This is a genomic window from Aliiglaciecola sp. CAU 1673 (assembly GCF_029223185.1).
GTDB lineage: Bacteria > Pseudomonadota > Gammaproteobacteria > Enterobacterales > Alteromonadaceae > Bowmanella.
This window is the reverse complement of sequence record NZ_JARHUG010000009.1, coordinates 122,476-135,239: the sequence shown is the minus strand read 5'-3', so window position 1 is coordinate 135,239 and position 12,764 is coordinate 122,476. Positions and strand designations below refer to the sequence as shown.

The window sequence follows — 12,764 nt, the reverse complement described above, 5'->3', positions numbered from 1 at the left end:
CAAAGCGTAAGCGGGGTGCTTTTACACAAGCTTTACACTCCGTTTGCTCTACTTTGCATTGCCATCAGTAGACTGAAGGTGAATCTTCAATCCGCAAGAGGTATGTATGAAAAGATTGACCAAAACACTGTTATTGCCACTGTCTTTAAGTCTGGCCATGGGCGCCGCTGCATTGGCCAAAGAGCCGGGAGCACGAGGACAAGGCCCTCAACATGCAGGTCCCATGGGCGCCATGTTTGCAGAGCTTAACTTGAGCCAGCAACAGAAACAGGATATTCAGCAGCTCTTTGCCCAAGCACGCGAAGACAGAGACATCTATCGTGGCGACATGCTGGAGCAGCGCGAAGACATGCAAATTCTGTTGACGCAGCAAAGTTGGAACGCAGATCTGGCGTTACAACTGCTGGCCGGGAAGCAGTCACAGATGGAACAAAGCATGTGGCAAAAAGCGCAGGTCCAGCAGCAAGTGTGGCAGATCCTGGATGATGACCAGCGTGAGACTTGGTTAAACACAACGCCAGGGAAAGACGCTAGACCTATGGACAAGCACCGCGAAAAGCTGCAGGAAAAATTGGCGCTAAGCGATCAACAATTGGCCCAGTGGCAGAATCTGCAAGCGCAGGCAGAGGCCGACAGAATACTTCATCATGAGGTGCGTAAGGCTTTCCATGAGCAGGAAATGGCGCTGATTGCGGCCAATAATCTGACCGAGGAAAGCTGGAATGCGCTAATGAGTGAGTATCGAGAGCAGTTTCAGCAAATGGCACTGGATAGAACCAAGCAGCATTATCAGTTTTATCAGTTATTGGATGAAGAGCAGCGTAGCAAGCTGAAGGAAATGAGGCATAAGGGCCAAAAAGATGTGTAATCGCAAAAGCGGGGCAATGCCCCGCTTTTTAATACCCGGGCATCTTCCGCTTATAGGCCGGATTGTCAAAAAGCGGCGAAGTGATCAGCATATCGGCAGTAGAGAGGTTACAGGCCACCGGCAGGTTCCACACCGAGCAAAGGCGAAGTAAGGCCTTTACGTCAGGATCGTGAGGGGCGGGATTGAGCGGATCCCAAAAGAAAAATAAGACATCCAGATTACCTTCGGCAATCAGTGCACCAATTTGTTGGTCGCCGCCCAGTGGACCGCTTTTAAAGCGATGCACCGGTAACTGTAAGGCTTCGGTCAGCAGGCCACCGGTGGTGCCGGTGGCCACCAGTTTATGTTTCTCAAGCACGGCTTTGTGCTGTAAAGACCATTCGATTAGTTCCTGCTTTTTATGATCATGGGCCACCAGGGCCAGAGTTTTTTGCATCTTGTCACTCTATAGCTGTTTTGGATGGGGAGGACGCAACATCGGTAGGTGAATGGCTGCGTAAAGGTCATTTACTACCACGTCGGCAATAGCGAAAGGGGCGCGTTCGGCCTGAATATCAGGCACGGCAACCGTAAACAATCCTGCCGCGATGGCTGCTTTCACGCCTGGCAGGGAGTCTTCGAATGCGATGGCTTGATTGGCGCTAATCCCCAGTCGTTTGAGGGTGCCCAAATAGACCGCAGGATCGGGCTTTCCTCTTACCTCATGTTCGGCTGAATGGAATAGACTGATGGCATCACGCAGCATGAGTTTATCCAGCACGGTCTCGATAATCCGGCTTACCGAACCGGAGGCGACCGCCAGTATGTGGTTCTGTGCCAGGCAATGTGCAATCAATTCATAAGTGCCGGGCATGGCCTGACCTTTTTCTATGACTAATTCTATGACACGCTCTTCGAGGGCCCTGGCCAGTGATTTGATATTGGCATTTTCCCAGGGATAACGCTGATACCAATAGCTTACGACTTCTTCTGTACTCAAGCCTGTGGTTTGGCGGCACATCTGCTCATCCAAATGGACGCCAAGGGTTCTAAACAATTCCTGTTCCGCCTGTCGCCACAAGGGTTCAGAATCTATTAGCAAGCCGTCCATATCGAAGACAATGGCCTTCAGTTTTTCAGCCATTCAGACAAACCCGCTGGATAAAGCCGCGCAGGGCATTGACCGTGGGATTGATATATTCCAGTGACACATATTCATCGGGTTGGTGGGCTTGCTTGATACTGCCTGGTCCTAAAATCAGCGTGTCGCAGCCTAAGGCACTGATAAAGGGGGCTTCGGTGGAGTAGTTGGCGCTGGCAGGATCGAAGCCGGTCAGCTCTTTGGCCAGATCCAGAATCTGCGCCTCTTCACGACAACCAAAAGCCGGCACGGTGTCATACATCAAACTGCGGCTTAATCTGCCAGGGTATGCTTTACCCACCGGTGCCAGAGCCTCATCAATCAGACGAATGGCTTCATGATCGGCAAGCGCAGGAATGGCGCGCAGATCGAAATTCAATTTGCAATGACCACAGATGCGATTCTCGCCGTCGCCGCCGTGAATATGACCTAGGTTAAGGGTCACTTCCGGCACGCTAAAGGCATTGTCCTGGTATCGACTGGCCAGCTTGTCTTTCAGCGTCAGCAATTCGCCGATGGCTTTGTACATGATCTCTATGGCATTAACCCCACGAGCCGGATCGCTGGAATGCCCGGCCTGGCCCTGGATTTCGATGCTATGGGCCATATGCCCTTTGTGTTTGTAGATGGGTTTAAGCTCGGTAGGCTCACCAATCAGGGCCATATCCGGTCTGATCAACTGCTGCTCACTGAAAAAGCGGGCACCGGCCATAGACGTTTCTTCGTCGGCGGTGGCCAGCACGTAAATGGGCTTTTTCAATTTATCCAGCGGTAATCCCTGCAAGGCCTCCAATACAAAGGCAAAGAAGCCCTTCATGTCGCAGGTACCCAGTCCATAAAGTTTGTTGTCTTTTTCGGTCAGTTTAAAAGGATCATGCTGCCAACGTCCGGCATCGAAAGGTACGGTATCGGAATGTCCCGCCAATAGCAGCCCACCTTCACCACTACCCAGTTTGGCCAGCATATTGTATTTATTGCGGGCGTGAGGGACATGCTGAATAGTTATGTCAAATCCAAAGTCGCCCAACCAAGTCGCCAGCAGGTCGATAAGAGGGCGATTACTCATGTCCAGGTGCTCTTCAAAGGCACTAATGCTTGGACTGGCAATTATTTGCCTGTAGCTATCAATAAAGGCAATAGATCTCATCGGTCGGCTCCCTCAATTCCGCAGCGAAATTTGCGAATAATTTGTCTTTGAAAAAATATAAATATGCAAAAATATTGAATGAATATGTTTTTGCTGGCAAAGTATCACAAAATGACAATTTTTTAACTAGCAGCACATATCATGACTCAGACAGCGCCTAAAACAACTGGTCCATGCCAGGTCTTTTACAGACGACGATAACAGCATAGGTTATAGCGCGGTGCAGCCTTAAAAGGTTTAATCCAATTAGGCGGCTGACGCCCCCAAATTTTTCTCAGCTACTAAGCTTAGTATTCCGATTAACTATTTATCTTTCATGAGCCTATGAAAAACATCTGTATATTGGGCGCCAGTGGTTACACCGGTGCAGAACTCGCCGCTTTGGTGGCTAAGCACCCGCACTTTCATCTTGCGGGATTGTACGTTTCTCAAGGTAGCCAGGATGGCGGTAAGCGCCTGAGTGATCTCTATGGAAAGTTCAGAGGCCTGGTGGATCTACCGCTGCAGCCACTGGATGAAAACAAACTGCAGACCCTGGCCAGTGAGATGGACGCCATTTTCCTGGCCACGCCCCATGAAGTCAGTCATCACTGGGTGCCTGAATTACTTAAAGGCAAGGCGGCAGTATTTGATTTATCCGGGGCCTTTCGCCTCAAAGATGCCGAAGTCTTTGCCAAATATTATGGCTTTGCCCATGAACAGCCTGAACATCTGGCCCAGGCGGTCTATGGCCTGGCGGATTGGGTAGCGAATGACATTGCTAATACCCAGCTGGTGGCCGTGCCAGGCTGCTATCCCACCGCTTCCATCACCGCGTTAAAGCCCATTGTCAGCCTGTTGGATAATTCGGTGTTACCTATTATCAATGCCGTGTCCGGGGTCAGTGGTGCCGGACGAAAAGCGGCCATTAATTCCAGTTTCTGTGAGGTCAGCCTGCAAGCCTATGGGGTGTTAGGACATCGCCATCAACCGGAAATTGCCCAGGCCCTGGGTACACCGGTCATTTTCACACCTCACTTGGGTAACTTTAAGCGCGGCATCCTGGCGACCGTGACCGCAAAGGTCAAGCCCGGCATCGATGATGCAGCGATTAAGGCCGCCTATGAAAAGGCCTACGGTGATAACCCCATGATCAGAAGATTGAGTACCTGGCCAAAACTGGATGATGTGGTCAATACCGCCTTTGTGGACCTCAGTTGGAAGCTGGATCCCCAGAGCAATTATTTAGTGATTGGTAGTGCTATCGATAACCTGCTCAAAGGTGCTGCTGCTCAGGCGCTGCAATGCTGCAATATTCGTTTCGGTCACGACAGCCACTTGGGCTTATTGGAGAAAGCGTCATGAAGGCCCTGGTGATAAAAGTCGGTGGCGCCTTTATCGGCGATAAGCAAGCCGCCGCTAATCTGCTCGGCGTGATTAAAGAGTTGCAGGCAGCCCGCCCGGTGGTGCTGGTCCATGGTGGTGGCCCGATTGTGGAAGAGTGGATGACCGCCCTTAACCTGAAAACCGTCAAAATTGATGGTCTGCGTGTCTCCACCGATGAACAGATGCCTTATGTGGTAGGCGCCCTGGCCGGTACCGCCAACAAGGACCTGGTGGCTCAGGCCATCGCTGCCAATCTGGTGCCTGTGGGTCTGGCCCTGACCGATGGTGCTATGGTCAAGTGCACACCCATGGATAAAAAATACGGCGCAGTAGGCTCGGCTAAGGCCGGCGATGCCAAGTTACTGAACCTGCTGCTATCTCAGCAGTTCCTGCCCATTGTCAGTTCCATCGGTGCCAGCAGCAGTGGCCAGCTGTTAAATATCAATGCCGATCAGGCCGCGACCGCTATTGCTCAGTTACTGCATGCAGAATTGGTGTTGTTGTCAGATGTTCCCGGTGTGCTAGATGCCGACAAGCAGCTTATCCCGGAATTGCGTCCTGCAGATATTAATCGCCTAGTTGAACAAAACGTCATTCGTGATGGCATGACGGTCAAGGTAAATGCCGCCCTGGAAGCCGCTGGTGATATTGGCTTGCCGGTCATTATCGCTAGTTGGAAACAACCACAGGCGCTGCTTGGGTTGGCCCATGAGGGGTCGGCAGGCACGCGGATATATCCCAGTTAGAGGAGTTGTGGATAGAAAATGAAAGAGGATTTGATCAGCTTCGGCCATTGGCAAAAGGATAAATTGGAGCAGTTGCTGCAGTTGGCTTTGAAAGTTAAACGCAGCCCTCAGGATTATCGCCAGGCCCTGTCCGGTAAGAGTGTGGTGGCCTTGTTTGAAAAGCCTTCGCTACGCACTCGCGTCAGCTTTGATATTGGCATTCACATGCTGGGCGGCCATATGGTGTATATGGACAGCCAGGCTGGCAAACTCGCTGGGCGCGAGGATGCCTATGATATGGGCGCCAATCTGGCTTGCTGGGCTGATGCCATAGTGGCTCGGGTGTTCAAACACGAAACCCTGGAGCTTTTTGCCCAAGCGGCCAATGTGCCGGTGATCAATGCCCTCTGTGAACGTTATCACCCCTGCCAGGCGCTGGCTGACTTTCTAACCTTATTCGAACATTTTGGCTCAGCCGACAAGATCCGTTTGGCCTATGTAGGCGATGGTAACAATGTCAGCCACTCACTGATGCAGGTTGGCGCCATTCTGGGCGCAGATGTACGGGTGATCACGCCTGTCGGACATAGCCCCGAACCTTCGGTAATGGCCCTTGCTATCGAAAGGGCGGTGGAATGTGGTGGCAAAATCCATCATAGCCATGATCTGGCCGATGTGGAGGGCGCTAATGTGCTCTATACCGATACTTGGCTGTCCATGGGTGACAAAACGCCCCTTGAACAAATTAAAGAAGACTTCGCGCCTTTTCAGCTCAATGCAGCGCTGATGAAACGCGCCGGGGCCAGCTATGCCATGCATTGCCAGCCAGCTCACCGCGAGTTGGAAATTACCAGTGAATTGATTGACGGGCCCTGCTCGCTGTTGCTGCAACAGGCAGAAAACAGAATGCATGCCCAAAACGCCATATTGATTAGCCTGCTTGGCTAAGGAGAACGCTTAACATGTCAACGAAACAGATCAGCAAAGTGGTGCTGGCTTATTCCGGTGGTCTGGACACCTCCGCCATTATTCCCTGGCTCAAGGAAAATTACGATTGTGAGGTGGTAGCCTTTGCCGCCGACGTAGGACAAGGTGATGAAGAACTTCAAGGTTTGGAAGAAAAAGCCCTGCGTACCGGCGCCAGTGAATGCCACATTCTCGATCTGAAAGAAGCCTTTGTGGGCGAGTATATTTACCCCACCATCATGACCGGTGCCGTCTACGAGGGCATGTATCTGTTGGGGACTTCTATGGCACGCCCTATCATCGCCAAGGCTCAGGTGGAAATTGCCCGTAAAGTGGGGGCCGATGCCCTGGCCCACGGTTGCACAGGTAAAGGCAATGACCAGGTACGCTTTGAAGGTGCGTTTTCTGCCCTGGCACCGGATCTCAAGGTGATTGCTCCCTGGCGTCACTGGAATATGCGCTCTAGGGAAGACCTATTGGCCTATCTTGCCGAGCGTCAGATTAAAACCAGTGCCTCGGCCACTAAGATTTACAGCCGTGATGCCAACGCCTGGCACATTTCTCACGAGGGCGGTGAATTGGAAGATCCCTGGTGTGAACCAAGTAAAGAAGTCTGGACCATGACCCAGGATCCTGAGCAGGCACCGGACAAACCAGCGCGTGTGCAACTGAGTTTCCAAAGCGGACGTTTGGTGGCGGTAGATGGTGAACCCTTAAGTCCCTACAACGCCCTGGTGCGCCTTAACCAACTGGCTGCGCCTCATGGTGTAGGGCGTTTGGATATTGTTGAGAACCGCCTGGTCGGCATGAAATCCCGAGGTTGTTATGAAACTCCCGGTGGTACTGTGCTGATGGCCGCGTACAAAGCGCTGGAGCATCTGGTATTGGACAAAAGCTCGCTAAAGTTCCGTGAGCAACTGGGCTTGGAGTTTTCCCATCTGGTTTACGATGGTCGTTGGTTTACCCCTCTGCGGGAGTCCATTGTCGCCGCCGCACAAACCTTTGCCGAGCAGATCACCGGCGATGTGGTGGTGAAGCTGTTTAAAGGCCAGGCCACTGTGGTGCAACGTCGTTCTCCCAATTCCCTGTACTCGGAAAATTACGCCACCTTTGGCGCCGATAATGTTTACGATCAGCGTCATGCAGAAGGCTTTATCCGTTTGTACAGCCTGCCGGCCCGTATTAAAGCCCTGAAAGCGCAGCATGAGGGCGATCACTGATGGCGCTGTGGGGCGGTCGGTTTGAAGGCGGCAGCAGTGCGATGTTCAGGCGGGTCAATGACTCGTTGCCTTTTGATCAGCAGCTTGCCAGCCAGGATATTCGCGGCTCCATCGTCTGGTCGCGGGCCATTGCCCGCGCTGGTGTATTAACCGCCGAGGAGCAGCAGCGTCTTGAGCAGGCCCTTGAAGCCATGTTGGTGAAGGCCGAAGCTGGGCAGCTGGATTTCGCTGCTAGTCAGGAAGAAGACATCCACAGTTTTGTGGAAGCCGCGTTAACCGAAGAGTTGGGCGATTTGGCCCGTAAACTTCATACCGGTCGTAGCCGCAACGATCAGGTGGCCACCGATTTTCGCCTGTGGGTCAAAGAGCATGCTCAGGCACTTGCTCAGGATCTGCAGCAACTTCGCAAAGCCCTGGTCCAGTCGGCACAGCGTCATCAGACTGTCATCATGCCGGGCTATACCCATTTGCAGCGAGCGCAACCTGTCCGTTATCCCCATTGGTGTTTGGCCTATGTGGAGATGATTAAGCGCGATATCAGCCGTGTTCAGGATTTGCTGAAGCGTATGGATCAATGCCCGCTCGGCAGCGGTGCTTTGGCCGGCACGGTATATGAAGTAGACCGGGTGCAGATTGCCAAAGACTTGGGTTTTACAGAACCCTGTCGCAATAGCTTAGATGCGGTGTCTGATCGGGATTATGTGCTGGAACTTTTGTTTGTGGCCAGCTCCAGCATGATGCATTTGTCCCGTCTGGCTGAAGATATGATTTTCTTTAATTCCGGTGAAGCGGGGTTCTTGCGCCTTGGCGATGGTGTGACCTCTGGTTCGTCATTGATGCCACAGAAGAAAAATCCCGATGCCCTGGAGTTAATGCGTGGCAAATGTGGCCGTGTATTTGGCAGTTTGCAGGCACTGCTGGTAACCATGAAGGGGCTGCCGCTGGCTTACAACAAGGATATGCAAGAAGACAAAGAGGGGGCCTTTGACGCGGTAAATCAATGGCATATCTGCCTGATGATTGCCTGTGAGGTCATTGACTCGGTAGAGCTCAATAGTGAACGTTGTGCGCAAGCCGCCCGTGAAGGTTATGCCAATGCCACTGAATTGGCTGACTATCTGGTTGCTAAGGGGATCCCCTTTCGCACCGCTCATGAAATTGCCGGGCAGGTGGTGTTATCTGCCTTAGCAAAAAGTAAAGCCATCGAACAACTCTCGCTTGCAGAACTTCAGGAATTTTCAGAATTAATTCAAGAAGATGTATATCCTGTGCTACAACTTGAATATCTCGTTAATAAGCGCAGTATCTTGGGCGGCACCGGGGAGAAGCCCGTGCTTGACGCGTTGCGGCAAGAGCTTGAGGCTATTGCTGCCGGACAAGATCGTTAGCAGGAGGATTGATGCTATCCGTTCATGACAGTGTAAAACTGTTCCGCCAATCGGCACCCTATATCAATTCCCACCGGGGCAAAACCTTCGTGATCATGTTCGGCGGTGAAGCCGTTGAAGATCCCAATTTTGCCAATATTATCAATGATATCGCTCTGCTTAACAGCTTGGGTGTGCGTATGATCCTGGTGCATGGTGCCAGGCCGCAGATCGACCATCGGGTGGCCCTGCGCAATATTCGTCTGCGTTTTCATAACGAAATCCGTATTACCGACAAAGACACAATCGAATCGGTAAAGGACGCCGCAGGCTCGGTGCGCTCGCAGGTTGAGGCATTACTGACCATGGGATTGGCTAACTCCCCCATGCATGGTGCGCAGATCCGGGTTTGCTCAGGTAACCTTGTGGTAGCCATGCCGATGGGCGTGCGCGATGGTGTGGATTATGAACTGACCGGTCTGGTAAGACGGATTGATGTTAATGGTATCAATGACCACCTTAACGATGGCTCAATCGTATTGATCGGCCCTATGGGCTATTCGCCTACCGGAGAAGTGTTTAATTTGTCCCATGAAGATGTGGCCACTCAGGCCGCCATTCATATGAAAGCCGATAAGTTAATAATCTTCACCCAATCCGAAGGCTTGTTGAATGAAGAAGGCGTGTTGATTCGCAACCTGGACCGCAAGCGTTTCCAGGCGGTGCTTGATAATGCACAAGATCATGCCTCCCGCTCGGTGATGTCAGCGGTGGCGGCGAGCCTGGATGCCGGGGTTGGCCGCTGTCATTTTGTCAGCTATCGCAACGATGGCGCTTTGTTGCAGGAACTCTTTACCCGTGATGGTGCCGGTACCCTGATTTCTCAGGATTACTACGAGCAATTACGACGTGCCACCATCGAAGATGTGGGCGGTATCCTTAAGCTTATCAACCCATTGGAAGAAAAAGGGGTGTTGGTTAAGCGCTCAAGGGAATTACTGGAAAGCGAAATCGACCGTTTCACTGTGGTCGAGCGCGACGGTATGATTATCGCCTGTGCGGCCCTTTATCCATACTTACAGGACGCGATGGGCGAGTTGGCCTGTGTGGTTACCCACCCTGATTACCGCGGCACCAATCGTGGCGAGCGCATTATGAACGCCATTATCGATCAGGCTAAAAGTCTCGGCATCAACCGCATTTTTGTGCTGACCACTGTGACGGGGCACTGGTTCAGAGAGCAGGGATTCTTACCTTCTACTGTAGAGGAATTGCCGGAAGGGAAAAAACGCTTGTATAACTATCAGCGCAACTCAAAAGTGTTGATGCTGGAAGTGTAGAATAGCAAGTCTCTAGAATAGGGCCGCCTCAGGGCGGCCCTGCTGTTTAATCTGCTAGAAAAGGTCTTCTGTTTCGTTAGTGGATTCATCTTCCCCGGCAAAGGGATCGATAAACTCTTCTTCACTGACGTATTGCTTGGGCTCGGTGCCCTTTTTGAAATATTCGAACTTGGACGTATGGTCGGTCCGCTGTGTCAGTTTACCGGTACCGCGGTCCACCCGCACAGTAACGATATCTTCAGGCACCGGTGGGTATTGCTCAGGCACACCTTCGAGCGCTGTCTGCATAAAACGGATCCAGGCCGGTTGTGCCACCCTGGCGCCATCTTCGCCGCCAACCATGGCATTACCAATCCAGTTAAATTTCTGCGGGTTACGGTTAATCAGGTGCTGGTTACGACTGGCGCGACCCAAAGAGCGTTCCATATCATCAAAGCCCACCCACACAGTGGCCACAAGCCCCGGGGCGATACCACTGAACCAGGTATCTTTTGAATCGTTGGTGGTACCGGTTTTGCCTGCCAAATCATCTCGCTGTAACAGTGTATTGGCGCGCCAGCCGGTACCTTGCCAATAGGTTTTCTTAGACCAGCTGCCATCGCCGTAAATGGCTGTGCGCATCATCTCCCTGACCAGAAAGGCATTCTGTGGAGATATCACCGCTGGTGCATAATTGGCTTCTTCTGCCGGGAGTTCGCTCTCTTGCTCAGCCTGGAAAGTGGCTGTCTGTGGCACATCTGTTGGGGGCGCAATCCGTGGTTTTGCCTCCCAGATCACTTTGCCATTCTGGTCTTCCACCCGTTCGATAAAATAAGGCTGAACCGCATAGCCGCCGTTAGCAATCACCGAGAAACCTGTGGCGACTTCAATTGGGGTCAGGGATGCTGAACCCAGTGACAAAGACTCATCCCGGGGCAATTCATTGGGATTAAAACCAAACTTAGCCAAATGCTCGATCAGGTTATCGATGCCAACGGCTCGCAGGAGCCGCACTGATATCACGTTTTTTGATTTACCCAATGCAGTACGTAAGCTGATAGGACCATCATAAATTTCTGGGGAGTTTTTTGGCCGCCAGGCAATACCGGAGCTTCTGTCCCATTGATTGATCGGCGCATCGTTAACAATGCTGGCCAACGTAAAGCCGTTCTCAAGTGCCGCCGAGTAGACGAAAGGTTTGATATTTGATCCCACTTGGCGCTTGGCTTGGGTGGCACGGTTAAACTGACTCTGGTAGAAACTGTAACCGCCAATGATGGCTTCAACGGCACCCGTTTCGGGGTTCATCGCCACCAGAGCACTGCTGGCTTCCGGAAACTGCGACAACTGCCACAGCTGTAAATCTGTGTTAAACCTGGTCCATACCAACTCGCCTACCTGAGCAACGTCGGATGCCGTCTGGGGATCTTCGCCTTGCCTGTTGTCGGAGATGAAGGGGCGCGCCCATGACAAGCCATCCCAGCTGATAGTGCGGTACTGATTGTCCTTGCCATAAACACGGATAGATTGCTCGTCTACTTGGGTGACAATGGCAGGATAAAGCGGATGGTAGCTGGGAAATTCCTGCAACTCGGTGCGCATTTTCTCCTCAGTCCACCCCGTCTGAGTTTGGTCACTCTGCTCCGTATCAACCTGCCAAAGCTGTTTGATCGGGCCGCGATAGCCATGACGTTCATCATAGTCATGTAAGGTTTCCACTACTGACTGCTGAGCCGCCACTTGCAGATCGGATGAAACCGTTGCAAAGACTTTGTAGCCGTTGGTTTCGGCTTCTTCTTTCCCGAAGCGGGTGATCATCTCGGCGTATATCAGGTCGGCCAGATAAGGTGCTGCAAGCTCAATTTCGGCGCCATGCTTGCGGGATTGTACATCTTCATCCACAGCCTGGCGGAACTGGGCTTGGGTGATATAGCCTTCCGTCAGCATACGCGCCAAGACCACCTTGCGGCGCTCCTTCGAGCGTTCAGGACTGGAAATTGGATTTAACGTAGAAGGTGCTTTGGGTAAGCCGGCGATGGTGGCTATCTGTGCTAGAGTTAAATCCTTGATCTCTTTTCCAAAGTAGACCTGCGCAGCAGCACCAACACCGAAGGCGCGATGCCCTAACTCTATTTTATTGAGGTAAAGCTCAAGGATCTCGTCCTTAGTAAGAAGCTCTTCGATATGCCAGGCGATAAAGCTTTCTTTGACCTTGCGCATCCAGGCCTTCTCTCGGGACAGGAAGAAGTTACGGGCCAGCTGCATGGTAATGGTACTGGCGCCTTGGCTTTTTTCACCGGTCAACACCAAATTAATGAAAGCGCGGGCAACACCGATAAGATCTACACCAGGGTGTTCATAAAAGCGGCTGTCTTCAGTCGCCAAAATGGCATGCACCATGGTTTCAGGTATGTCATTTAATTCCAAAGGTATGCGGCGTTTGACCCCAAATTGTGATATCAACATGCCATCCTTGGAATATACTTTCATTGGGGTTTGCAGGCGCACATCCTTAAGGATATCAACGCTGGGAAGCTCGGGTTTTATGTAGAAATACAAGGAAATAACGCCGAGCACGGCCAACAAGGTTGAAGTTAGAAAGAACAGAACTAAAGGTTTGACGTACTTCACAAAAAAAGAGTTTCCACAGCGTTTCGCCAGAATTGG

Annotated in this window: 11 protein-coding genes; 7 read left to right on the top strand and 4 right to left on the bottom strand. The window is 51.9% G+C overall.

Going from position 1 to position 12,764, the window contains the following annotated elements:
- Window positions 1-106: 106 nt before the first annotated feature.
- Window positions 107-868: a Spy/CpxP family protein refolding chaperone gene (locus P2G88_RS10575; protein ID WP_275795832.1), complete on the top strand. Its 762-nt coding sequence runs from the start codon at window positions 107-109 to the stop codon at window positions 866-868.
- Between the two features lie 28 nt (window positions 869-896).
- Here P2G88_RS10575 and P2G88_RS10570 read toward each other — a convergent pair whose 3' ends face one another.
- Genes P2G88_RS10570 through argE form a run of 3 tightly spaced genes read right to left on the bottom strand, consistent with a single transcriptional unit; the run spans window position 897 to window position 3,135 of the window.
- Complete coding sequence (locus P2G88_RS10570) at window positions 897-1,304, bottom strand: methylglyoxal synthase (protein ID WP_275795831.1); 408 nt, start codon at window positions 1,302-1,304, stop codon at window positions 897-899.
- 9 nt (window positions 1,305-1,313) lie between these two features.
- A complete protein-coding gene (gene hxpB / locus P2G88_RS10565; protein WP_275795830.1) occupies window positions 1,314-1,991 on the bottom strand; it encodes a hexitol phosphatase HxpB in 678 nt (225 codons plus the stop codon).
- Window positions 1,984-3,135 (bottom strand): acetylornithine deacetylase, encoded by a 1,152-nt coding sequence (gene argE / locus P2G88_RS10560; RefSeq protein ID WP_275795829.1) that lies wholly within the window; start codon window positions 3,133-3,135, stop codon window positions 1,984-1,986. The genes hxpB and argE overlap by 8 nt, the downstream gene beginning before the upstream one ends.
- 324 nt (window positions 3,136-3,459) lie before the next feature.
- On the opposite strand from argE, the gene argC reads away from it, so the two are divergent.
- Genes argC through argA form a run of 6 tightly spaced genes read left to right on the top strand, consistent with a single transcriptional unit; the run spans window position 3,460 to window position 10,118 of the window.
- The gene (gene argC, locus P2G88_RS10555; RefSeq protein WP_275795828.1) at window positions 3,460-4,479 is read left to right on the top strand and encodes an N-acetyl-gamma-glutamyl-phosphate reductase; all 1,020 of its coding nucleotides are present in this window, start codon (window positions 3,460-3,462) and stop codon (window positions 4,477-4,479) included.
- Window positions 4,476-5,246 (top strand): acetylglutamate kinase, encoded by a 771-nt coding sequence (gene argB, locus P2G88_RS10550; protein ID WP_275795827.1) that lies wholly within the window; start codon window positions 4,476-4,478, stop codon window positions 5,244-5,246. The genes argC and argB overlap by 4 nt, the downstream gene beginning before the upstream one ends.
- An 18-nt stretch (window positions 5,247-5,264) precedes the next feature.
- The gene (locus P2G88_RS10545; protein WP_275795826.1) at window positions 5,265-6,173 is read left to right on the top strand and encodes an ornithine carbamoyltransferase; all 909 of its coding nucleotides are present in this window, start codon (window positions 5,265-5,267) and stop codon (window positions 6,171-6,173) included.
- 14 nt (window positions 6,174-6,187) lie between these two features.
- Window positions 6,188-7,411 (top strand): argininosuccinate synthase, encoded by a 1,224-nt coding sequence (locus P2G88_RS10540; protein ID WP_275795825.1) that lies wholly within the window; start codon window positions 6,188-6,190, stop codon window positions 7,409-7,411.
- Entirely contained in the window at window positions 7,411-8,799 is a 1,389-nt protein-coding gene (gene argH / locus P2G88_RS10535) for an argininosuccinate lyase (protein ID WP_275795823.1), read from the top strand. Before P2G88_RS10540 ends, argH begins: the two co-directional genes overlap by 1 nt.
- 8 nt (window positions 8,800-8,807) lie before the next feature.
- Window positions 8,808-10,118: an amino-acid N-acetyltransferase gene (gene argA, locus P2G88_RS10530; RefSeq protein ID WP_275795822.1), complete on the top strand. Its 1,311-nt coding sequence runs from the start codon at window positions 8,808-8,810 to the stop codon at window positions 10,116-10,118.
- 54 nt (window positions 10,119-10,172) lie between these two features.
- On the opposite strand, the gene P2G88_RS10525 is transcribed toward argA, so the two are convergent.
- Window positions 10,173-12,728 carry a PBP1A family penicillin-binding protein gene (locus P2G88_RS10525; protein ID WP_275795821.1) on the bottom strand — a complete coding sequence of 852 codons (2,556 nt, stop codon included), beginning with the start codon at window positions 12,726-12,728 and terminating at the stop codon, window positions 10,173-10,175.
- Between the last annotated feature and the right edge of the window lie 36 nt (window positions 12,729-12,764).